The following is a 22915-nucleotide window of genomic DNA, read 5'->3' as shown; positions in this document are numbered from 1 at the left end:
CTTGGCCAAGCGGGCCGGCTTGCAGGTAGTGCGAGATATTGCGGGGAAGCTCATTAAAAATTTTCTTGAGCAGGCGCAGTTTCAATGTAGCGCGTAGTGTGCATAACCGGCTTGGCGCTGCGAAAAACCATCCCAATGCGCGAACGTTTTGCGCCACTGGCGCGGGCCGCTGTTCAATGCGCCGCGCGTAAAGCAGCCGCGCGGCTGGCCTTGCGCAAGCCTCCGGCGCCGATCATCGCGATGGCGACGCATAGCACCGCCGCCTCGATGCAGCGAAATTGTCCAACGATTGACGCGCTTGAGCTGCTGTGGCTGTTAATCTGGCCAGCTTCTAAGCCAGGCCGCACTGTCTTGGATGCGCGCCTGAGCGGGTTTGGAAAACTGGTTGGCTTTCATAAAGCGCGTGATTTCACCCATCGCCATTTTCCATTTGCGATTGTTCAGGTGCCATAGCACCCCATTGGCCCGAAGCTCGCTCAGTACCTCCCATAAAGCGTCTTCGCCCGCCCCATTCAGTAGACTCAGTCCCTGCTGCCATCCCCGCTTGGCTAGCGTGTCGTTGATGAAATAGATGCAAGTGATGAACCCGGCTGCTGCCTGCGTGCGCTGCGCCGTGGGTACGCGCGCCAAATAGCGTTCAAGCAACGCCAGCTCCCGCGCCTGTTCCTTAAGTGAGAACCTACCCAGTCCTTCGGGCAAACGCTGCAGCGCGATCCCCCACTGGTCGTCGGGCAGCGACAGCGCCCAATCGCGCATTTGTGCATACCGCGCGGGTTGCTCCGCTTCCGGCAATTGCCACACGCAACTTGCTAACGCGCCGACCGATGCGCCTTGATGAGAGGGGGGCAGGCGTGACGCGTAGTCGTGTAAGAGCGTATAGAGTTCAGGGATGCGCGGGTCGTCCGGGCGAAACTTATCGAGTAAACGGGTCAATGTGGGAATGATTTGCGCTTGCTCGGCTACGCTCAATGATGGCAGCCGTGCCAGAATCGCGTCATACCACTGAGCAAAGTGAGGGGTCTCGGGTGTATCGATTGAGAAATTCGACAGCCCAAGCGCCAGTTCCGGCCACACATTGTCTTGCCCGGGCTCGCGCTGTTCGGCCAGCGTGTAGGCAAAATCAAACAATTTCATCCATTCACGCTCATCGGTGAAAGCTCGGGGCATGAGCAACAGCGCTTTTTGTATCTGCACGCCGTCTTGCGGGATACGCTGCGCGGCTGCGAATAAACGCTTGAATACATCACCGCGATCTGCGCTGCGTAATGCTTGCAGCCGCTGGCACAGGGCCTCCATGGGTTCAACGTGCTGCGCTGGATTGGCGAGCGTGCCGTCCATCTCATCGAGCAACTGGCTGATTGACTCATGACTCAGCGCCTGTTTCGCCCGTTGCCAATAGCTGTGAACGAGGCGCCTGGTCTGCATCGCAGAATAGGTGCGCCGATCGACGGTGGCAAACGGCATCACGTCTTGGACGGGCACGTAGTCACCAATGCGCGCGATGACTTCGCTCGGCAGGTCCTGGTAGGTGGTGGGCCGCTTGGCCGATGGGTTGGCCCACGCGGCGCTGAGCAGCTGCGGCGGTGGGGGTGCCGATGCGGCGAGTGTCGGGCGAGCCTCTAACGCGCAGATATAGGCCTGATAGTTGTTTAAAACGGCATTCAGATCGAAGTCCATCGGCAAGCCCAGCAAGAAGTCAAGAAGACGCCACGCATCGCGAGGTTACGCAGCAGGCTAGCGAAAAGTGGGCGCAGGCGCGCAGCGATACGCCGTAACTTTAAGTCTTCTGGCGGATACATAATCCAATGGATACGTTGTACCATCCCAGGTGAGCGGTGTGAGCGATCGCGAAGGCACCTTCGATCCGGTACTGATTGCCAAGGGCACACGGCGCTTGACTGGCTTCAATGACAAGATCATCGCGATGTACGCGCACGGTATGAGCATGCGCGAGATTCAGGGTTTCCTGCTGGAGAGGTACGGTATCGAGGTATCGCCGGACTTTATTAGCACGGTGACCGATGCGGTGACCGATGAAGTGCGCGCATGGTAGCAGCGGCCGCTCGAACCGATGTATCCGCTGGTGTTCTTCGACGCGCTGCGGGTCAAGATCCGCGACGAAGGCGTAGTGAGCAACAAGGCGATCTACCTGGCCCTGGTCAGCCACGAATGAAGGATTTGCATCCGATGCTGGTCCTGTCACCGAAACCATTCAACGAGCGAACTGGCATGGTCCTCAGGCTTGCGATGACAACTGCCGACTTCAATGACACCAATCCGTTTGCTACGAAGCTCATCCGTGGAAGCGCGTGCCGGATGATGTGTTCGCGTCCGCATGCGAACAGTTGAACAGATTATTGCGATGGCGATTAGCCGGCGTCTCGCAGGGGAGTTGGCTGCCGCGCTCGATTTCACTTCTCTTGCACGGGTCTTTCCATCTAAATTTTGAAGGGCTGGTGCTGACCGGTTGATCAGCGTGGCACTTGAAAGGCGGCACGTGCCCGATCGACATCGGCCCGCACGCCGCAATCGTGCTGATGATCGTTGACCAGACCCATCGCCTGCATCATCGCGTACATCGTCGTCGGCCCGACGAATTTCCAACCGCGCCGCTTCAGGTCTCTCGACAACGCAATCGACTCAGGGGACGTCGTCATTGTGCTGAGCACGTCGCGTGTCAGCTTGCGCGGCCGGCTCTGCGGGTCTGGCTCGAAACGCCACAGGTAGGCGGCCAGCGAGCGCTCGCTATCGAGCAGCGCCAGCGCGCGGCGTGCGTTATGAATCGCAGCCTCAATCTTGCCCCGGTGGCGGATGATGCCGGTGTCGCCGAGTAACCGCTGCACATCGCACTCGGTAAACCGGGCCATCTTCTCGATGTCGAAGTTGGCAAATGCGGCGCGAAAGGCTTCCCGCTTGCGCAGGATCGTCAGCCAGCTCAGTCCGGCCTGGAACCCCTCGAGGCACAGCTTCTCGAACAGCCGGCGGTCGTCATCGACCGGAAAACCCCACTCCATGTCATGGTAAGCGCAATACTCGGCACCGGTGCCGCACCAATGGCAGCGCCGCGAAGGGCCCATCGTCGGTGCCGGCGCGCCCGATGGCCCGGCGGGTATCGCCGAAGCAGGAACAGAAGGATGTGTCATCGATGGTTTAGATTTATCCTGGATGTGGTGCGCTGACCATCCCGCCAATGCCAAAGCGGTCCGTCAACAACATATCGAAGCCCGTACACCAGAGCGTCGCGCCAAACGGCATCATCACGTCGCCCTCGTCGGTTAGCGCGTCAAAGATCTGCTGCCCGCCAGCCAGGTCATCGGCGTTGATGGGCAGGGCCACGCCACGGTAGTTAGGGTGGGGCATGTCCGGCATGCCCGCATCTGGCGACGCCTTGAAGTGCATGATAAAGTCGATGCGTGCGCCAAGCTTGTCGGTATAGAGCCCACTTAGCGCAATGCTGTAATCAACTGCTCGAGCTTGACCGCGTCCGCCGCGAACAGGCGAATGCCTTCAGCCAGCTTCTCGGTGGCCATGGCTTCATCATTCAGCAGGTAGCGGAACGTCGACTCATCGTGCGCGATGCGCTCGATCGGCACACTGGCTGCTTGCTGCGGGCAGAGCTTGCGCTGCACGGGCTCGTTGCTCTCGTGCAGCTTCTGTAGCAAGTCCGGGCTGATCGTCAGTAGGTCACAGCCGGCAAGCTCGACGATCTGGCTCGTTGTGCGGAAGCTTGCGCCCATCACCTCGGTCGGGTAGCCGAACTTTTTATAGTACGCGTAGATACGCTTGACCGACTGCACGCCGGGATCGTTGGTGCCGCCGTCGCGGGCCTCGTCCCAATTCGCGCCGGCATTTTTCTTGTACCAGTCGTAGATGCGGCCGACGAATGGTGAAATCAGCTTGGCCCGAGCTTCCGCGCAGGCGACTGCCTGGGCGAGCGAGAACAGCAACGTCATGTTGCAATTGATTCCTTCCTGCTGCAGCACCTCGGCGGCGCGCACGCCTTCCCACGTCGACGCGAGCTTGATCAGCACGCGCTCGCGGCCGATGCCCGCGGCCTCGTAGAGCGCGATCAGCTGATGTGCCTTCTCGACGCTCCTGCGCACGTCAAACGACAGCCGCGCGTCCACTTCTGTTGACACCCGCCCCGGGACGATTTTCAGGATCTCGATGCCAAATGCGACTAGCAATCGATCAATGATGTCGCCGACGGGCCGGCTAGCGTGATCGCGCACTGTTTTCTCAAGCAGCGGGCGGTAGTCGTCCTTCTGCACCGCCTTAAGGATTAGCGATGGATTGGTCGTCGCATCCTGCGGCTTGTAGCGCGCGAGTTGCTGGAAATCGCCGGTATCGGCAACGACGGTCGTGTACTGCTTCAACTGGTCCAGTGCAGTCGTCATGGCTAGGTTCCTTGCGGGTCATATCGCGGGTTACCGCGCTGATTGCTGCCATTGTCTCGCAGCCGCGCGGCGTCCGATAGTCGTCCGACCAGCCGATGCTCCACTGGTTCATCGTTTCGCCGAATGCCGAATGCCGAATGCCAGATGCCAGATGCCAGATGCCAGATGCCAGATGCCAGATGCCAGATGCCAGATGCCAGCTTGCCGCCGCGTTCAGCGGCACTAGTTCAAGATGGTGTTCGCGACGATGCCGGCCACCAAACCCCAAAAGGCCGAGTTGATCAACAGCAGCGTGAACCCGGAGGCGGTCACCATGAAGGAAATGAATGCCGCTTCGCGTTGCCGGGCGCGGATCGACTCGCGGGTCTCATAGACGTGGAACTCCATCCGGGCTCGCCCTTGATCAGCAGCGGACGCTCGAGCGTGATCGTGGCGTTGACGGCTAGCTTCAGGTCAGCAGTCGCCACATACTGTGAAAAACCTTCGCAACGGTCGGGCGGCATGATCGGCATGGGGACACGAAAATGCCAGTATAAGTAGAAGCCGCATCGCCACCGGCCGCGCGGTTGATTTGCTGCGGCCGATTGACGCAGGCAGAGGCAGTCTGCTGCCTACAGCACGGTTGACTGCGCGGCGTGCAGTCACGTGCCGGCCCTCAAGTGGACGCTCCCCGCGTCGGGGGTTACAATACGCCGTTTTTTGGCCGGCTGCTCAACGCCAGCGGATTCATGCGGAGCAGGGCGGTGCAGGCCTGCGCGGTTTCAGCGCCCCGATATTCCCCTACAGCCAGGTTAGATGCTTATGAACAGATTCGTCGTGATGGCTGCCATTGCGGTGCTCGCCGGGTCAGCCGGCACCGCGGTGGCGGACGTGGTCGGCAACGCGCGCGCCGCACAAGGGAAGGTCGCCATGTGCATTGGCTGCCACGGCATTCCCGGCTATCGCGCCGCGTTCCCACAGGTCTACAAAGTGCCGATGCTCGGCGGTCAGAACGCGAAGTATCTAGAAAACGCATTGCAGGGATACAAGAAGGGTTCACGCAAGTTCGCGCCGATGGAGGCGATCGCCAAGTCGCTGACGGACCAGGACATTGCCGACCTGGCCGCGTACTACGCGGCTCAAACGCCGGAAAGCCGACCCAATCCGCAGCGGTGACCGGAACGTGGCGAACGGTAGACGAGCAACAGGAGAACTCATGAAAAAGCGCATCATCGAAGCGTCGGGCGTCGCCAAGGCAATGGTCGCTGCGTGTGCGGCAGTGGTGTCGATCGGGGCCGCGCAAGCCGCGGACATCGGTAACGGGCGCGCGCTTGTCGAGCGTACCAACTGCGCCGCGTGTCACGGAGTAGGACTGAGCAAACCGGTGAGTCCGGATTATCCCAAGCTCGCCGGGCAGCATGCCGACTACACCTATTGGACATTGCGCCAATATCAAATGGGCGGTGGCAATCCGTCCTTTGGCCGCGACAATGCGATCATGGCTGCGCAGGTGCAAAACTTGTCGGAAAGCGATTTGAAAGATATTGCCGCGTATATCGAGTCACTAAAGGGCGATCTCGTGCTGAAGAAGTAGCGGCCTTACACCGCCGGCAAGCACGCACGGCGGTGTCGCCACGTGTCGTCAATCCTGGGACGCACGCTGCTTGATCAGCGCTAAATACGCCTCGGTATCCGGTGGGACGTTGTTGCGCTGTGCTTCCCAAATTACCTGGCCAAGGCATTCCATGATCGCGTGGTGGGCATCGTGGTCCGAGCCTAGGCGCGCCGCCAGGCGCTCGTGTGCGGCGCGGATGCCGCGTGGCTGGTCGATCGACAACTGCTCGCTGATTGCTAAATGCATCGACAAGTGCAGGAACGGGTTTGTCTGGCCGCGCTCGGGCGAGTAGTGCTGCTCGCCTGCGTCGGCGCAGCTTAGGACGGCTTGGTACTCCGGGTGCTGGACGATCCAGTCCGCCGCCATGCTCTGCAGCGGGGTTAAGATTTCGCCGGCGCGTTGCTTGCGCCACGTCTCAGTAAAAAAACGACGGACTTCGTCGCGACTCGGATTGAACATCAGGCACTAGAACCACTGGGCACGCGCAGCCGCGCAATGCTTTATTGTACGCCGAGCGTTGTCGTGGCGCCGCATCGTCGCACCGCTATGCTCATCGCCGCGCAGCCACGACATCGTTGCACAGCCACGACGCACGCTTCGGATCAGTCCATCCGCGGTGCTTTTGCGGCAATCATGACATCATTGGGTGGGAGCGAGTGTCTTGCTCTTAAATTCGCACAGCGGCTCGATCGCGCAATGCCAGCATTCAGGCAGCCGCGCGCGGCATACGTAGCGGCCGTGCAGGATCAGCCAGTGGTGCGCGTCATGTCGGAATTCGGCCGGCGTGAGCTTTTCCAGCGCCATCTCCACCGCCCGCACGTCCTTGCCAGGTGCTAGCCCGGTGCGGTTCGCGACGCGGAAGATATGGGTGTCGACGGCGATCGTCGGGTGCCCGAATGCCGTGTTCAGCACGACGTTCGCCGTCTTGCGGCCCACCCCTGGTAGGGCCTCGAGCGCTTCGCGATCAGCCGGCACTTCGCCGTGGTGTTTGTCGAGCAGGATTCTGCAGGTCGCGATGACGTTCTTGGCCTTGGTCCGGTACAGTCCAATCGTCTTGATGTACTGCGCCACGCCGTCCTCGCCAAGCGCTAGGATGGCTTCCGGCGTATTGGCGACGGGGAACATCTGGCGCATCGCCTTGTTGACCGAGATGTCGGTCGCCTGCGCCGATAGCATCACTGCGATCAGCAGTTCGAACGGTGTTGTGTACTCTAGCTCCGTCGTCGGATGGGGATTCAGGCTTTGCAGCGTTTCGTAAATCGCGCGGCGCTTTTGGGCGTTCATGGAGAGTCGTCGCTTTAGGGGCAATCGGGCGCGCATGGCGCATCATGCATCGGTGTTGGAGCCGTCTTTGCGCGCATTGGGCGGCGGGGGCGGCTCCGATGCATGGGCGGCTGGTTCGCCCGGGCCATATCCTAGGCGCCGCCGGCGTGCTTCGGCCGCGTCGATTTGCGCTTGCACGGCCGGGCTGATGTCCGATGTGTTGCGCGGCCCGAGCCCCTGGGCGGCCAGTTCCTCTTTTTTCTTCCGGGCCCGCTCGAGCGCCGCCTGGATGATCGCCTGCTTTCGCGCGGCAGCATTGTCCTGCGACGGCGCCGTTGGCTCGGACGCCAGCATGCCGGCCGCGGCAACAGCGGCGGGCATCGCGCCGTGCGGGCGATCGGGCGCCGCACCTGCGCCCTCGCGCATCGCGCCGAGTGACGTCCATTCCGGCATCGGTGGCACCGATGTGGCACCTGGGCTCATCGCCGTGCGGCGCGCTGCGGCGCGCTGCTGTGCGGCGTCACGCTCTGTGTCAAGCCGTGCATTGCGTTGCGCGTGCCGGCGTCGGGCTGCATCGGCCTGCTGTGGCGACCATGCATCCCATCCGGTGGCAGTGCCGGTCACCGGAATCATCTCGATACAATCGACGGGGCACGGCGCGACGCACAGGTCGCAGCCGGTGCACCAATCTGCCAGCACCGTATGCAGCTGCTTCGGGGCGCCGACAATGGCGTCGACCGGGCATGCCTGCATGCATAACGTACAGCCGATACACACGGTTTCATCGATTACCGCACGCGGTCGGGCACGCTCGACGCCGTTGGCTGGATTGAGCGGGATGATCGGCTTGTCGAGCAATGACGCCAGCCGGGCGACACCTTGCTGTCCTCCAGGCGGACACTGGTTGTAGCTCGCCGTGCCGTCGGCAACGGCTTGCGCATAGGGGCGGCAGCCGCTATAGCCGCATTTAGTGCATTGAGTTTGGGGAAGCAGATCGTCGATCCGATCCGCGAGCGACGAAGAAGCAGTCACAGTGTCGGAACCTGGCCGCGTCGAGAAGCGTGACGCATATTTTATCAATATGTCATTATCGCCTATTCCGATAGCGGCGTCGGACTCGCATGCCATAATCCAACTGCTTCCCGTGTCAGTGTTAGGACGGTAACCCAGCGTGGCGCACCGTTTTCTGCCGCCGTGGGCCTATCCGGCGGTGACGCGATCGGTCAACGCGGCGACTGCATCATGATCTGAACATGAACCAGCCGAGAACTAAAAGGGACCCCGAAGGCACGAGGCGCCGCATTCTCGCTGCCGCTGCCGAGGAATTCGCGAACGGCGGATTGTCCGGCGCGCGCGTGGACCAGATCGCCCGGCGTGCCGAGACCAACGAGCGGATGCTGTACTACTACTTCGGCAGCAAGGAGCAGTTGTTCACCGCGGTGCTGGAGCAGGCACTGACGGGATTTGCCGAAGCGGAGCGCACGCTGGACCTGAGGGCACTGGCGCCCGTGGAGGCCATTACACGGCTGGCCCACTTCATATGGGCGTTCTATCGTCAGCATCCTGACCTGCTGCGCTTGCTGAACAACGAAAACCTGCATGAGGCGCGGTATCTGCAGAAATCAGCGCGGATTCGTGAGACCGTTTCACCGGTGCTCGCGATGCTTTCCGGCATCCTGGAGCGCGGGCACCGCGCTGGGCTGTTCCGGGCCGGCATCGATCCGATGCGCCTGTATGTGATGATTTCCGGGTTAGGCTATTACATCGTGTCTAATCGGCATACGCTGTATGCGACGCTGGGGCGCGATTTCGGCCACGGCGATGAACATGCCGAGATGGTTCGGCTCAATACAGATATGTTGCTGGCTTATTTGCTGCATCGATGATGTTCGTGCCGTGCCGTGCCGTGCGACACGACAGGCGGTGCGCTGCTCAAGTATGTCGTGACGAGGGGCAGCGTCAAGCTCGCGTCCATTGCAGTGGCGAGGCGCTACCCGGCGCGTCAAGACAGGGGAGCGTTGATTCGCTTGCCGGCGTCGCCGTTCGGATGCAACCCGATGTTGCGCCGTGCCGCGATTAAGCTGACCGGGCGTGGTGTCATATTTACCGCCGCGTTAGGAGTCAGACTTGCACAACCACCGCGTCGCGATACTTCCCGGCTCAGCAGCGCTGTTGCCGCAATGGCTCAATGAGCGTTCCTTTGCAAGCACACCGTGTTCTTCGATGCCCTCGGCGTCCAACGGGCCGCTGGCGGCCCTGAAAACATTGGCTAGACCTAAGAGCACGCGCGTTCAACCGCCTGTAGGAAGGCCGGCAGCGTTCGGTTCGCACGGCGCGCTTGTCAAAGGCAATCAGACGTTTCCTGCGGCCTCCGGCGTATATGGTCCGCAGCCGATGGGGCGTCAATCCGCGCTGGACGCCGCAGAGCGCCCCAGCGCTCGCTGGATGTCTTCATTCCCGCAAATGCTGCGTCGGGCGAGCACATCCTTCTCGACCGTGCCGTTGGCCCGTTGCAAGGCAATCGCGGCTGCTGTAGCACGCATGTTCCGTGGCTTTTTCATGCCCAAAGCTGCTTCGGCTTGGGAAGGGCAAACGACGTCACAAATGAACATGCCAGCACAAGGTGTCATCGCCCCGTTTCCGAAAGACGGTTGTGCCGACGGGCCTAATGGTTCATTCCAGTCGTTGGATGTTCCCGTGTGGAAAGGTGGCACCGCATCTTTAGACGAAGACGAGCCGTTCCCATCACTGCGGCAACCGGATCCCGCGAAGATGCTATTGTACAGTTCGTTTTCGCCGCCGAAGCAACGCTCGGAAAAGGGGGATTCGCCACAAGCTCGTGTCCCCGATGATGCCTCGAAGGAGCAGTGGAAGATGCGTATATTCCGTCCCCAGCAGGGGGGAGTCGTCTCCGCGAAAACGCCACCGGCTCGGCCATCTTCGACGCTGAGGCACGCCCCTGTTAAAAAGCCATCGGGACAGCGCTCAAAGCACGCGAGTCTGTCACACGCTAGTCTCCCCGATGATGCATCAAAGGAGCAGGGGAAGAGCCGTATGTTTCCCCCCCAGGAGAGAAGCGTACCGGTGCATAGACCGCTGACCGAAACCCGTAGGAACGTTTATCAGCCGCAGTTGGCGCCAAGTATCTTTTCGGTAGACCCAGGGACGGATTAATTTGAAGCCCAAACCAATTGGGAATGCGTACCCATGCCGGCATGCTATGCGACTGTCGATTACGGCCGCCGATGGAGGGCCATGGCGAAATCACGCTGTGGCACCGGAGGCGTCCGAATTGGCCACAGTGTTTGAGCTGTCCAGGACGTCCGGTTCGTCCGAAGTGTGTAGGGATGAATCTTTGTCGCTGCGTCGCATGGACCTTCAAAGAGGTGGTGACTCAAGCCGTGCGTGGGGCTAAGCAGCAACGCACAATTCGAATAGGACGCGATCATTGGAGCAGATATGATTGATAGGCCAGGACTGGATGTATCTGGACGGGCTTTGCCATCGTCGCAAAGTCTACGTTCGGCTTCGGACGACAAGCCGGGTGCCACCCCAGGGCGTGCCGCGGTCTCGGCACTGCTAAGCGGGTTGAAAAAGCGTGGCTCGCGTCTGCGTGCTGCCGCGCTACCATCCGAGCGAGCGCCGTGGCATATCTCCTCCCCCAGTACGGGCGGCGCGATGCCAGGCGCCCACTCACCTTATGTTTGGGGGCACGGCAATGCAATAGGCTTTTCTACAGCGCCGCGATTTGGGTCGCCACTTGAAAGCGGGGCGCCATCATGGTTTGTCCCGATGGGGGGCAATCGCCCGTCGGTGATGTCGACGCCTTTTCAGCCTTTAAGCCACGTGGTCGTCGTCCCGCCACCGCCGTCCTCGATTGTGTCTGCCATTTCGCGGTTGTTGGGCGACCCACCCATGACGGCGGTACCAAGTAGTGCGATCATGTTGTCGTACGGTCCATACGGGTATGGCAGTGGCAGCGTGCCGGCGCCTCCCTGGTCTGGCCACAGTAGCACTCCGATGGCTGCGGGTTGGCATGAGGCAAGCGGCGCCGACTACCCGATGTCGGCGTTCGCCCATCACGGTGTGCCGCAGCCTCCCTCCCTAAGATACGCTACGCCTCCCACCCTTGAGGACGCACCGCCACGGCTGAATAATGGGGTTGTTCCGCCACGGCGGCCGCCCAGACGAGTCGTTCCGCTGTCGTCGCAGCGGCAAAATACCGTTAGTCCCCAAAATCTTGATGCATATTTGAGCGAGAAACAGAAAAAGATCCGTGAAAAGTTGGACGCGAAGGAAGAGCCGTTCGAAAAGGAAATACAAGATGCCAATGATGACGCGTTCGCCGAAGGCATCAGGTTAAGCTTAATCCAACACGCCGCTTCGGACGTCTCGCGTGCAGATGCGACGCAGGCTTTGGCTGAGTCTCGAAGGGCGGCCACGGTTAGCGCGCCATTACGTACCGTTGATACGGCTCGGCAGCGGCCGCAAGTCGCGCCTTCGGATTTCCCATCTATTATGCGAGTACCGATTGGGGCTGACAATGTAGCGTCATTGCGGACTCCGCACGTAGGCATAAAGCGCCAGCCAACGGAATCGAAGAACGATGAAGCAACCAAGCGACTCAAATCATCGTACATTTCCCGCGCTCAAGCGCCCCGGGCGTTTTACCAGCCTGGGCTCACTCTGGAGAACATAGAGGACAACGCACCGGAGGAGCCTGAATCGCTCCATCAAAAGTAACGGCTCAGTTGCAATTTTCCCTTGCCTGAACGCCAGCGCCGCTGATATGTCCGGCAACCTAGATGCGGCGCGTCCGGTGCGCTACCCAGTTTAAGCTGTGCTGCGACAAGCACAGCGCTCGGCTCCGTGGCAGGATTGCACGAACTGTTTTAAATGCCAGGACAAGCCAATCCTTGGCAACGTGCCGACTTTAATTGCGGCCGCCCGGGCGGGAGAGCCGAGCGCACCGGTGCTACGTCTGCCCCGCCGCCTCGTGATCATGCTCATGGATGAACTCGCGGATCTGCGGATAGATGATCGTGCGCCAGCGCCGTCCCGAGAAGATTCCGTAGTGACCGCATTGCTCCGCGGTGAAATGCCGACGTGACGCTGACGCAATGCCGGTGCACAGCGTGTGGGCGGCGCGCGTCTGTCCACAGCCGGAGATGTCATCTAGCTCGCCCTCGATCGTAAAGAGCGCGGTATCGGTGATGTCTTGTGGGCGCACCGGCTCGCCGTTGACGACCCAAGTGCCTTGCGCAAGCCGGAATTGCTGAAACACGATGCGGATCGTTTCCAAGTAATATTCCGCCGCCATATCCAGTACGGCGTTGTATTCATCGTAGAAGCGGCGATGCGCTTGGGCATCGTCTTCGTCGCCGCGCACCAGGTTCTCGAAGAATGCCCAATGCGATTGCCAATGCCGCTCCGGGTTCATCGCAACGAACCCGGCGTGCTGCAGAAAACCCGGATAAACTTTGCGGCCCGCGCCCGGATAGTTCGACGGCACCGTATAGATCACATTGTTCTCGAACCACTCGTACGTGTGCTGAGTTGCCAGCGAGTTCACCGACGTTGGGCTCTTGCGGGCATCGATCGGCCCGCCCATCATCGTCATTGTGCGCGGCGTGTTCTCGCCGCGGCTGGCCATCAGCGAAATCGCCGCGAGCACCGGCACCGTCGGCTGGCATACCGAGATTACGTGCAGGTTCTTCGCGCCGATGTGTCGGATGAAGTTCTGGATGTACTCGACGTAGTCGTCCAGATGGAACGCACCGGCCTCGGACGGCACCATCCGTGCATCGATCCAGTCGGTGATGTAGACCTTGTGCTGCTGCAGCAGTGTGCGCACTGTGTCGCGCAATAGCGTTGAGTGATGCCCGGACAGCGGCGCGCAGACCAGCACGACCGGTTCATGTTTTAGTTGCGATACGGCGTCGCTGTCGTCGGAATACCGCTTGAAGCGCAGCAGCCGGCAAAACGGTTTTTCCAGGATCGTCTGCTCGACGATCGGGATGCTGCGACCGTCCTTCTCGATCTGCTTGATGTTGAATTCGGGACGCTCATAGTCCTTGCCGAGCCGGTACAGCAACTCGTAGGCGGCGGCCCAGTGCGATGCACCAGGGACGTAGGCGAGTGGACTGGCCGGATTCGCGAACGATTTCGACGCGGTTTGCGCCCAGGCAGTCAGCGGGCTCAGCAGCGCACGCTGGAATTCGTGAAATTGGTAGAGCATGTTTGCTCCAGGTTACGGCATGTGGGTCGATTCTCACTGCCATGGGTACGGCGCTGGTCGATGCTGAGCGCTTTTTGCCGTCCGCGCGAGACACATGGGCGGCCGGGCGCAGGACGACGTGTCCAATCTTGATATTCGATCATATCGGACAATCGCAGGTTGGTGCAATGCAGCAAATGAATGGCGAGCGTGCCCCTTATTGCGACGCATCCAGCGCGGAACAAAGGTGGCTGTCGTCGGCGGTGGTCTTGGCTATCGGCTCTTCGTGCCGCATGAGGCTCAGTCCGGTATGGTATGCACCAGCGCGACATTGTCTACCACCCTAAAGAGCTGCATGCCAGAAACGTTCCTTCGCCGGGCGGCAGTCCGTCGTTGACATCGCGGCTGTGATAGCTGTGATAGCGCTTAATCAGCCCGTGCTCGCTCAACGTACGATCGATCGCCTCGACTGTGCCGCGCATTCATCACTTCACCGTAGACGTCCCGCTGCAATTGCCTGACTGCGTGGTTGCCGCGCTTGACCGGCCGGGAACCTTCGTAGCCGGGCAGCCACGACGCCTCCCATTCTGGCAGCCGTGGTTCGCCGCCAATGCCGTACATGGTCTGCAACTGGGTCGGCGAGCCGGCCATGACGCGACCCAGCCATGCGCGCCACGCGCAGGCTTCGTCATCGTATCCACCGCGCCGTTCCGCTTGATGAGCCAGGCGCGTAGGCGAGGCAAGAGTGCCGTCTCGAGAACAGCAGTGCGCGTCGAAGGGCGCGCGCCGCAGGCGCGGCGGCTCAGTCCGTGGGCGCCGGCGCGAGCACTTCGCGGCTGCCGTTGACGCCCATTGACGACACCAGTCCGGCCGCTTCCATTTGCTCGACCAAGCGGGCAGCGCGGTTGTAGCCGATGCGCAACTGTCGTTGCACCGATGAGATCGACGCGCGGCGACTGCGCAACACAAATGCCACGGCCTCGTCATACAGCGGATCGGCCTCTGCATCGGGCGCTTCGCCGAACAGGTCCGTGGCCGCACCGTCACCGGGCACGCCAGCCAGGATGCTCTCCTCGTACTCCGGTTCGCCGAACTGTTTCAAATGTTCGACGACGCGATGGACTTCGTCGTCTGCGACGAAGGCGCCGTGGACTCGTTGCGGGTAGCCGGTACCGGGCGGCAAGAACAGCATATCCCCTTGGCCGAGCAGCGATTCCGCGCCCATCTGATCGAGGATGGTGCGCGAGTCCACCTTGGACGAAACCTGGAATGCCACGCGCGTCGGAATGTTCGCCTTGATCAAACCCGTGATCACGTCGACCGATGGCCGTTGCGTGGCTAGGATTAAGTGGATCCCGGCAGCTCGGGCCTTTTGCGCGAGCCGGGCGATCAACTCCTCGATTTTCTTGCCGGACACCATCATCAGGTCCGCTAGCTCGTCGATGACCACCACGATCATGGGCAGCGGAGCAAGCGGCTCCGGTGCATCCGGCGTCAGCGAGAACGGATTGCCGATCTTGCGTCCGGACTGCTCAGCATCGACGATTTTCTGGTTGAAGCCCGCGAGATTGCGCACACCGAGCGCGGACATGAGCCGATAGCGCTTCTCCATTTCCGCGACACACCACGTCAGTGCGTTCGCCGCGAGCTTCATGTCGGTCACGACCGGCGCAAGCAGATGCGGGATGCCCTCGTAGACCGACAGCTCCAGCATCTTCGGGTCGATCATGATGAGCCGGACGTCCCGCGGCGTTGCCTTATACAGCAAGGACACGATCATCGCGTTGATCGCCACCGACTTGCCCGAGCCAGTGGTGCCGGCCACGAGCATGTGCGGCGCGCGTGCCAAGTCGGTCACGACCGGCTCACCCGTGATGTCCTTGCCCAGCGCGAGCGTGAGTTGCGATGCCGAGCCCGTGTATTGGCGCGACGCGAGGATGTCCGCCAACCGGATCACTTGCCGTCGGACATTGGGCAGTTCGAGTCCCATGCAGGTCTTGCCCGGGATCGTCTCGACCACGCGGATCGACGTCAATCCGAGGCCGCGTGACAAGTCCTTCATCAAGCCCACGATCTGGCTACCGCGTACCCCCAGTGCCGGCTCGATCTCGAAGCGCGTGATCACTGGGCCGGCCGAAGCGCCGATCACGGACACCGGCACCTTGAACTCCTTGAGCCGCTGCTCAATGAGCTGGCCGGTCGCGGCGAGCGCCGCCTCGGATACCGGTTCGATGATGTCCGAGCCGCTTGTGAGCAGCGCCAGGGCTGGCAATGCAATAGGCGGGGCGGCGCTCGCCTGGAATGGGAACGCGTTGCGCTTTGGGGCGGGGCTTGTCGCCGGCAGAGTTTCGTCGGGTGCGGCAGGCACCGTAGCGGAAACCGGCGCGCCGCCGTCGGAACTGGGCATCGGCTCGGGTGTGGGCATCGGCGCCGACGCCGGCAAGGGTGCCGATGCGGAGACGGCAGCGGCAACTGCCGCAACCCGGGCAGTCGGCGGGATAACGGGTGGGAGAGCGGTGGAGGGCAGGTCTGATTCGGACGCAGGAGGGGCCGAGGGAGCTTGTACCCATGGCGGTGTAGACCCAGTATCGAATGAAACAGAGTTAACCGCCGGCGCATCCACGCGCAGCTCAGGCGATCGAAGGGTGTCCAAAGGCATCTCGGCATGCGCTGGCGGGAGGGGGGCCAGGGGTGGCGAGGCAGATTCCGACAATGATTGGGCCAGCAGTGTGGGCGCGGATTCCGGCGTTGCTGCGTCCGGCGGGGTTGCAGCGGGTCTTGGTTGGTCCGGATCCAATCGCGGCGTCGCGCATGCGGATGAAGCCGTAACGAGACCTGCTCGTCGGTCGAGGCTTGCGCCGGCGAGCGCGCTCCATTGGGCTGCTTGTTGCTCGATTGCGCGCAGTGCCGCCACGATGCTTGGCGGCGCCGGCGGTGCAGGCGGCGGGGCGAACACGCCGTCCAGTTGCGCTGGTCCGCTCGCGGGGCTGCCGCGCTGTGACGCGGCGCGGTCTAGGTAGTTGTCGCTCGGCCGATACGGGCGCGGCGGCGTGCGCGACGGCGCTTGCTGGGGCGCGGGCGTGGCAGGGGGGCCGCCGCGCGGCGTCGTGCGGCGCGCTTCGTTACCGGCGGGCACGGTTGTGCGCGGGACGGCGCGTGAATGGGCCGCGTACGGGGGCACGGCCGGCCGCACCGGTGAGGTCGGCATCGTCGCACGCAAGGTTCCCCCTGTCTTCAGCGGTGTATGCCTGCCGCGTGAACGAACCTTCGAGGCGCCGGGCGCGGGGGCAGCGTACGGCGCTTGGGTACCCACCGGTGACACGGAGGAGGGCGACGTGGCGGTGGGCGACGCGATCGTCGGCCCGCGGCCGTGATCATGAAGGCTCGCCGATGGGCCCGCCGACTCAAACCGGGCGTTCGGTGACGGGCCCGTGAAACCGCGTGTCATGCCCAGGTGCTTCGGCACGTGGCGCGCGTCGGACCAGCGGGATGCGGACGTGCGCTGGCCACGCGTATCGTTCGGGCCAAAACCGCCGTTGCCAAGCACGCGAAAATAACTTTCGCGCGAACCATGCGTTTCGTCGCCGCCGGGGGAGCGATGTGTCGGATGTTCGTGTCGTTCGTCGCGCGACGTGCGGCGTGTGCTGATACCGAGGCCTAGGCCGAAAGTACGGTCCAGGTATGCGAGGCATTGCGGCCATTGGACGCCAAACAGCCACGGCAGCGCGGCGATCCACAACAGCGTGAATACGACGATCGACGCGGGTGCGCCCAGCAGCGCGGCCAGGCCCGCAGCGCTTGCGCGGCCGATCGCGTCGTACTCGGCATGCATGGCGAGCTGCGCCTCCAGCGCGCTGCTGGCGACCAAGACGACGACGGTGCCGAGCCACAGGCGGATTGTCCCGGGCCCCTGCAGACCGGCGCTGCCCGGCCACAGCGCACGCGCGAGTCGCCACGCGAAGACGATGAGCCAAGCTGTGGAAAATCCGAATCCGCCGAGAACCACGCTGAGCATGCTTGAATAGAATCAATCAGAGAGAGTAGGTGCCGCACCGCCGGACGACGATCGCGAACCAAAGAGCGAGTTTAACTGCTCGAGGTGAAGGCCGTGGCGATCCCCGGTCCTGACCGCGTACCGATGGCCCATGCAACCTGCGTGTGCGGCGGGTATCCCGCGAAGGGGGCAGCATGTTAACATCGCCGGCCATGCCGCACTACCGGTTTTGGCTACATCCAAGGGGAATCCATGTCCGTCAGTTCGTTTCATCACCGGCGTTTCGGCACGCCATTGTCGCCGGGCGCGACCCGTGTGATGCTGCTCGGGGCCGGCGAGTTAGGCAAAGAGGTAATCATCGCGTTGCAGCGGCTCGGGGTCGAGGTGATTGCGGTTGATCGCTATGCCGATGCCCCCGGCCACCAGGTTGCGCATCGTGCGTACGTGGTGGACATGACCGATGGCCGCGCGCTTCGCGCACTGGTCGAGCAGGAGCGCCCGCATCTGATCGTGCCCGAAATCGAGGCGATTGCCACCGACGAGCTTGCCGCGATTGAAGCCCAGGGACTGGCCGAGGTGATCCCCACCGCACGCGCGGCGCAATTGACGATGAATCGCGAAGGCATTCGCCGCCTGGCCGCCGAGCAACTGCAATTGCCGACTTCGCCCTACGCGTTTGCGGACTCGCTCGATGCGCTGCAAGCCGCGATCGACGCCGGTATCGGCTACCCGTGCGTGGTCAAGCCTGTCATGTCGTCCTCCGGCAAAGGCCAGTCCGTGCTCAAGAGCGCTGCGGACATTGAGCGGGCCTGGCATTGCGCGATGTCGGGCGGGCGCGTGCATCACGGCCGGGTGATCGTCGAAGGCTTCGTGCAATTCGACTATGAGATCACGCTGCTCACCGTGCGAGCCACCGATCCGGCAAGCGGCGAGATCGCGACGTATTTTTGTGAGCCGGTGGGCCACTTGCAAGTGGACGGGGACTACGTTGAATCATGGCAACCGCAGCCTATGAGCCCGCTTGCGCTCGAGCGGGCGCGTGAGGTCGCTCAGCGGATGACGGCTGCCCTGGGGGGGCGTGGACTGTTTGGGGTCGAGCTATTCGTGCGCGGCGATCAGGTCTGGTTTTCCGAGGTCAGCCCGCGTCCGCACGATACCGGGCTCGTAACGCTGGCCACGCAGCGCTTTTCCGAATTCGAACTGCATGCACGCGCGATCCTTGGCCTGCCGGTGGACCCCGCGTTACGCTCGCCTGGTGCGTCGGCGGTGATCTACGGCGGTCGCGACGAGAAAGGCATTGGCTTTGATGGGGTTGCCGATGCGCTGGCGGTGCCGGGCGCGGACTTGCGGCTATTCGGCAAGCCGCAGAGCTTCGTCAAGCGCCGCATGGGTGTGGCGTTGGCGGTGGCGTCGAGCGTTGACGAAGCCCGCGAGCGCGCACGCACGGCGGCCAGCCGTATCAAACCGGTCAGTGGCGGTGTATGATCGAGCCGTGCACGAACGGTGACACGCTAGAGCGGTGACACGCCACGGTAGCGGCTATTCGAATCGCGATTGGCATACCAACTTTAGGGGGCCTGGATCCGGCCGCAGCGGGCCAACACGCTCGCGTTCGCCGCTCGATTGACTTACCAACGCTGGGGCGCGAAGTCAACCACTACGCGATCGAGGATATTGACCGCGTTGCGTCGGGTGGTGATACGCAATGCATACACCCTGTGGCACCGAATCCGGTCGTGGCCGCGCAAAGTGCTACAATTTAAGGCTATTTCCGGTATTTCATTAGGGGCAGCCGCGCACGCGGCCGCTTGAGCGAACGCCCACACATGTCAGATTCAGCCATTACCTCACGTTCCGTCCCGACTGACGCGGGGGCTTGCGGTGCTACGGCAAGCGCCGCCGCCTCCAGTTCCGCGCCAGCTGCCGCCCCGTTGTCATTCGACGGGTTCGGCCTTGCCGCGCCGATCCTTCAGGCGATAGTCGAACAGGGCTACACGAAACCGACGCCGATTCAGGCGCAGGCGATCCCCATCGTGCTGGCCGGACGCGACGTCATGGGTGCGGCGCAGACCGGCACCGGCAAGACGGCCAGCTTCTCGCTACCGATCATTCAGCGTTTGTTGCCGCTCGCCAGTACCAGTGCGTCTCCCGCGCGTCATCCGGTGCGGGCGTTGATTCTGACGCCTACACGCGAACTTGCGGACCAGGTGGCGGCCAATGTGCATGCGTATGCCAAGCATACCGCGCTACGTAGCGCGGTCGTGTTCGGCGGCGTCGATATGAATCCGCAGACGGCTGAATTGCGCCGTGGAGTCGAGATCCTGATCGCAACGCCTGGCCGGCTGCTCGATCATGTGCAGCAAAAAAGCACGTCACTGGCACAGGTGCAGATGCTCGTGCTCGACGAGGCCGACCGGATGCTCGACATGGGCTTTTTGCCTGACTTGCAGCGGATCCTGAACCTGCTGCCGAGCCAAAGGCAAACGTTGCTATTTTCCGCGACGTTCTCCGCCGAAATCAAGAAGCTCGCGTCGACCTACTTGCGCAATCCGGTCACAATCGAGGTGGCCCGCAGCAATTCGACGGCGTCGAACGTGCGGCAAATCGTCTTTGAGGTGGCCGAGCCGGACAAGCAGGCGGCGGTCGTGCAGCTGATTCGTCAGCGCGAATTGAAGCAGGTGATCGTTTTTTGCAACAGCAAGATTGGTGCGAGCCGGCTTGCCAAGCAACTCGAGCGCGATGGCGTGGTTGCCACCACAATCCATGGTGACCGATCGCAAAGCGAGCGGATGCAGGCGTTGGATGCATTCAAGCGCGGTGAGATCGAGGCCTTGGTTGCGACCGACGTGGCCGCGCGCGGCCTGGATATCGCGGAGTTGCCGGCGGTGATCAATTTCGACTTGCCGTTTAATGCGGAAGACTATGTGCACCGGATCGGGCGCACGGGTCGTGCCGGCGCATCCGGCGACGCGCTGTCGTTGTTCAGTGGCAACGAGCGCAAGCAACTGGCGGACATCGAAAAACTGATTAAGCGGGCGTTGACCATCGAGCCGCTCGAGCTGGACCGGCCGGCTCGTCAAGGCCGCTCGCGTTATCATGACGATCGCGGCGACAGCCGTCGCGATCGTCATGCACACGTCGCTGACCGGGTGCGCGCGTCAATGCGTGACGCCCAGCCGGTTGACGACTTTTTCACGAAGCCGTACGAGCCGCCACCTTCGGCCTGCCAGACGTCCGAACGCGCGGAATCGAGTCCATCGACCGACAAGAAGACGCCGAAGCGACCGCTGGCTGCGCTGCTGGGCGGCTTCGGCATGCCGCGCCGAAATTCGTGACAGTGTCACGCGCGCGTTGCCAGGCGCGCGCGCCAAGCGGGCACGGCTTCGCGGTAGAACGCCTCCAGCGTCTTGCATCGCTGGGGCGCCAACGCGAGCCCGAGATGCGACGCCGCAGCCAATAGCGCTTCGAGCGGCCGGTCGAGTTCAATCGGTGGTGCACCGGTTTGCTTGCTCAATTTCTCGCCCTGCGCATTAACGACCACAGGCACGTGTAGATAAGCGGGCGTCGGATAGCCGAGGCAGCGCTGCAAGTAGATTTGCCGCGCAGTGGAATCGAGCAGGTCTGCGCCGCGCACGACGTCGGTAATCCGTTGCTGCGCGTCGTCGACGACCACTGCGAGCTGGTAGGCCCAGAGGCCATCCGCGCGCCTCATCACGAAGTCGCCGACCTCGGTGGCGAGATGCTGCCGTTGTGCATGCTGCCAGCGGTCATCGAAGACGATGACCGCATGCTCTGCGTCCGGCACCCGAATACGCCACGCACGCGCTGGCTTGCCGTGCAGTCCGCTTCGGCACGTTCCCGGATACGTGAGTGTCGTGTGCCGAACGTGCGCGTGCAGCAGCGAATCGGCGATGTCCTTGCGTGTGCATCCGCATGGATAAATCAGGCCCGCTGTATCCAACTGAGTGAGTGCTTGCTGGTACAGCGCGGTACGAGTGCTTTGCCATACCGGCGTTTCGTCGCAGTGCATGCCGAGCCGGTGTAGCGTCTTCAAGATATGCTCTGCTGCGCCGGGCACCGTGCGCGGTATATCGACGTCCTCTATCCTGACCAGCCACGTGCCGTCATGCGCACGCGCATCCAGGTAGCTCGCCAGCGCGCTGACTAGCGAGCCTTGGTGCAGCGGGCCGCTCGGAGACGGCGCAAAACGGCCGCGATAGCGGCGCGTCGACGTGGCCCCGGTTATCCTCTGCATCGCCAAGCGTTTTTTATGTCACGATCAGTGGGCAAGCCGCGCCCATCACGACCCGATCGGGCGGGCCTCATGTGGCAACCTGTGCAGATGCCTCGGATGACGGGCACGCATCGTTCGCGCAGTGTGGGCACTGTTCGCCGGCGACATAAAGCGGTGATCGTTGTTCGGTCGGGGTGACGACCGCGCGGCACGCGAAGCACTGCACAGTGCCGGTCGGTTCGAGTTGCGGGTTGAGTGCTGTTCGATGATCGAATACGAAGCAGTCGCCATGGTAGTGAGCGCCGCCTACTTCCTCAAAGTACTTCAGGATGCCGCCATCGAGCTGGTACACGCTGTCGATGCCGATGTTGTGCATGTGAATCGCGGCTTTCTCGCAGCGGATGCCGCCGGTGCAGAACGACACGACGGTCTTGCCTGCCAGCGCGTCCCGATGCGACGCGACGGCATCCGGAAACTCGCTGAATTTTGTCAGCCGATAGTCGATCGCGTTGTCGAATGTGCCCACATCGACTTCGAACGCATTGCGCGTGTCGAGCATCACCACGGGACGGCCGGCGTCGTCGCGCCCGCGATCGAGCCATTGCTTCAGAGTGCGCGCATCGATCGCCGGCGCGCGGCCGGCTTCGGGCCGTATCGCCGGCGACTTCATCGTGATGATCTCACGCTTGAGCCTGACTAACATGCGTCGGAACGGTTGCTTGTCCGACAGGCTTTGCTTGAATGGCAAATCCGCGAATTTACCGCCGAACATCGGATCGGTGCGCAGGTAGTCGATGAACGCGTCGGTTGCCTCGCGGCTGCCGGCGATGAACAGGTTGATGCCCTCGGGCGCTAGCAGGATCGTGCCGCGCAGCGCCAGCGCGTCGCATCGCTGTCGCAGCACTGGACGCCACGTGTCGATCGCGTCCAGCGAAATGAATTGGTAGGCGGCAAGGTTGACGATACTCATGGTGTGCTGCTCTTGGCGAAAACAGAAATCAATGTGGCCGTGGCGACCGTGGGCATAGCCGTGCGACGACTGTGGGTAGGAGGGCACGGGGGCCGCTCGTTGATCGGGATGGCACCGGCGTCATAGGGTTGTATTATCGCCGATTCGTCGCCCAGACCGCATGGGTCGGTTGGCCAGCGAGCGGTCGCACTGATTCCCCTAGGCCATCTCGCTCACCTAGGCCGTCTCGCCGACTGGGCCGCCTGA

The 22915-nt window shown here is 62.4% G+C and carries 19 protein-coding genes and 4 pseudogenes; 8 read left to right on the top strand and 15 right to left on the bottom strand.

Features of this window, described 5'->3' with window-relative positions; translation table 11 throughout:
* Positions 1-315: 315 nt before the first annotated feature.
* Positions 316-1692 (bottom strand): hypothetical protein, encoded by a 1377-nt coding sequence (locus IHE30_RS11745; RefSeq protein WP_337690806.1) that lies wholly within the window; start codon positions 1690-1692, stop codon positions 316-318.
* Between the two features lie 151 nt (positions 1693-1843).
* Here IHE30_RS11745 and IHE30_RS11740 point away from each other — a divergent pair.
* Positions 1844-2158: pseudogene (locus IHE30_RS11740) on the top strand (transposase); the annotation flags it as partial.
* Positions 2159-2169: 11 nt separating this feature from the next.
* Positions 2170-2349: a type II toxin-antitoxin system PemK/MazF family toxin gene (locus IHE30_RS11735; protein ID WP_337690804.1), complete on the top strand. Its 180-nt coding sequence runs from the start codon at positions 2170-2172 to the stop codon at positions 2347-2349.
* A gap of 122 nt (positions 2350-2471) precedes the next feature.
* Here the strand turns inward: IHE30_RS11735 and IHE30_RS11730 are convergent, their stop codons facing one another.
* The 5 genes and pseudogenes from IHE30_RS11730 to IHE30_RS15200 all read right to left on the bottom strand — a co-directional run.
* A complete protein-coding gene (locus IHE30_RS11730) occupies positions 2472-3077 on the bottom strand; it encodes a DNA-3-methyladenine glycosylase I (RefSeq protein ID WP_337690916.1) in 606 nt (201 codons plus the stop codon).
* 79 nt (positions 3078-3156) lie between these two features.
* Positions 3157-3399, bottom strand: a complete 243-nt coding sequence (locus tag IHE30_RS11725; RefSeq protein WP_337690802.1) for a hypothetical protein — start codon at positions 3397-3399, stop codon at positions 3157-3159.
* Positions 3400-3443: 44 nt separating this feature from the next.
* A complete protein-coding gene (tal, locus tag IHE30_RS11720) occupies positions 3444-4397 on the bottom strand; it encodes a transaldolase (RefSeq protein ID WP_337690801.1) in 954 nt (317 codons plus the stop codon).
* A 222-nt stretch (positions 4398-4619) separates the two neighbouring features.
* A pseudogene (locus IHE30_RS11715) lies at positions 4620-4745 on the bottom strand (benzoate/H(+) symporter BenE family transporter); the annotation flags it as partial.
* Positions 4739-4900: pseudogene (locus tag IHE30_RS15200) on the bottom strand (AAA family ATPase); the annotation flags it as partial. The pseudogenes IHE30_RS15200 and IHE30_RS11715, both read right to left, overlap by 7 nt.
* Positions 4901-5198: 298 nt before the next feature.
* On the opposite strand from IHE30_RS15200, the gene IHE30_RS11710 reads away from it, so the two are divergent.
* Together IHE30_RS11710 and IHE30_RS11705 are read left to right on the top strand one after the other, a co-directional pair.
* Positions 5199-5552 (top strand): c-type cytochrome, encoded by a 354-nt coding sequence (locus IHE30_RS11710; protein ID WP_337690800.1) that lies wholly within the window; start codon positions 5199-5201, stop codon positions 5550-5552.
* Between the two features lie 82 nt (positions 5553-5634).
* On the top strand, positions 5635-5970 hold the full coding sequence (locus IHE30_RS11705; RefSeq protein WP_337690914.1) for a c-type cytochrome: 336 nt from the start codon (positions 5635-5637) through the stop codon (positions 5968-5970).
* A 48-nt stretch (positions 5971-6018) separates the two neighbouring features.
* On the opposite strand, the gene IHE30_RS11700 is transcribed toward IHE30_RS11705, so the two are convergent.
* The 3 genes from IHE30_RS11700 to rsxB all read right to left on the bottom strand — a co-directional run bounded on the left by IHE30_RS11700 (position 6019) and on the right by rsxB (position 8286).
* Positions 6019-6450, bottom strand: a complete 432-nt coding sequence (locus IHE30_RS11700; protein WP_337690797.1) for a DUF1841 family protein — start codon at positions 6448-6450, stop codon at positions 6019-6021.
* Between the two features lie 180 nt (positions 6451-6630).
* Positions 6631-7275 carry an endonuclease III gene (gene nth / locus IHE30_RS11695; RefSeq protein ID WP_337690795.1) on the bottom strand — a complete coding sequence of 215 codons (645 nt, stop codon included), beginning with the start codon at positions 7273-7275 and terminating at the stop codon, positions 6631-6633.
* A 42-nt stretch (positions 7276-7317) separates the two neighbouring features.
* Entirely contained in the window at positions 7318-8286 is a 969-nt protein-coding gene (rsxB, locus tag IHE30_RS11690) for an electron transport complex subunit RsxB (protein WP_337690794.1), read from the bottom strand.
* 221 nt (positions 8287-8507) lie between these two features.
* Between rsxB and IHE30_RS11685 the strand changes: the two genes are divergently transcribed.
* Positions 8508-9140, top strand: a complete 633-nt coding sequence (locus tag IHE30_RS11685) for a TetR/AcrR family transcriptional regulator (protein ID WP_337690793.1) — start codon at positions 8508-8510, stop codon at positions 9138-9140.
* A gap of 516 nt (positions 9141-9656) precedes the next feature.
* Here the strand turns inward: IHE30_RS11685 and IHE30_RS11680 are convergent.
* Positions 9657-9815 (bottom strand): hypothetical protein, encoded by a 159-nt coding sequence (locus IHE30_RS11680; RefSeq protein WP_337690792.1) that lies wholly within the window; start codon positions 9813-9815, stop codon positions 9657-9659.
* Between the two features lie 1690 nt (positions 9816-11505).
* Here IHE30_RS11680 and IHE30_RS11675 point away from each other — a divergent pair.
* On the top strand, positions 11506-11997 hold the full coding sequence (locus tag IHE30_RS11675) for a hypothetical protein (protein WP_337690791.1): 492 nt from the start codon (positions 11506-11508) through the stop codon (positions 11995-11997).
* A gap of 232 nt (positions 11998-12229) precedes the next feature.
* Here the strand turns inward: IHE30_RS11675 and IHE30_RS11670 are convergent, their stop codons facing one another.
* From IHE30_RS11670 to IHE30_RS11660, 3 genes and pseudogenes are all read right to left on the bottom strand, one after another.
* Positions 12230-13492: a polyhydroxyalkanoate depolymerase gene (locus tag IHE30_RS11670; protein ID WP_337690790.1), complete on the bottom strand. Its 1263-nt coding sequence runs from the start codon at positions 13490-13492 to the stop codon at positions 12230-12232.
* A 450-nt stretch (positions 13493-13942) separates the two neighbouring features.
* Positions 13943-14239 (bottom strand): annotated as a pseudogene (locus IHE30_RS11665) (glycoside hydrolase family 15 protein); the annotation flags it as partial.
* Between the two features lie 34 nt (positions 14240-14273).
* Positions 14274-17486: a DNA translocase FtsK gene (locus IHE30_RS11660; RefSeq protein ID WP_337690789.1), complete on the bottom strand. Its 3213-nt coding sequence runs from the start codon at positions 17484-17486 to the stop codon at positions 14274-14276.
* Between the two features lie 231 nt (positions 17487-17717).
* On the opposite strand from IHE30_RS11660, the gene purT reads away from it, so the two are divergent.
* Positions 17718-18950 carry a formate-dependent phosphoribosylglycinamide formyltransferase gene (gene purT / locus IHE30_RS11655; RefSeq protein ID WP_337690787.1) on the top strand — a complete coding sequence of 411 codons (1233 nt, stop codon included), beginning with the start codon at positions 17718-17720 and terminating at the stop codon, positions 18948-18950.
* Between the two features lie 341 nt (positions 18951-19291).
* Complete coding sequence (locus tag IHE30_RS11650) at positions 19292-20800, top strand: DEAD/DEAH box helicase (protein WP_443193657.1); 1509 nt, start codon at positions 19292-19294, stop codon at positions 20798-20800.
* A 5-nt stretch (positions 20801-20805) separates the two neighbouring features.
* Here the strand turns inward: IHE30_RS11650 and gluQRS are convergent, their stop codons facing one another.
* Together gluQRS and IHE30_RS11640 are read right to left on the bottom strand one after the other, a co-directional pair.
* Positions 20806-21720: a tRNA glutamyl-Q(34) synthetase GluQRS gene (gene gluQRS, locus IHE30_RS11645; RefSeq protein ID WP_337690784.1), complete on the bottom strand. Its 915-nt coding sequence runs from the start codon at positions 21718-21720 to the stop codon at positions 20806-20808.
* Between the two features lie 67 nt (positions 21721-21787).
* Positions 21788-22669 carry a sulfurtransferase gene (locus IHE30_RS11640; RefSeq protein WP_337690783.1) on the bottom strand — a complete coding sequence of 294 codons (882 nt, stop codon included), beginning with the start codon at positions 22667-22669 and terminating at the stop codon, positions 21788-21790.
* Positions 22670-22915 lie beyond the last annotated feature (246 nt).

Source organism: Mycetohabitans sp. B46, assembly GCF_037389205.1.
In the GTDB taxonomy this organism is placed as follows: Bacteria; Pseudomonadota; Gammaproteobacteria; order Burkholderiales; family Burkholderiaceae; genus Mycetohabitans.
This window is presented reverse-complemented; position numbering and strand designations above follow the sequence as displayed.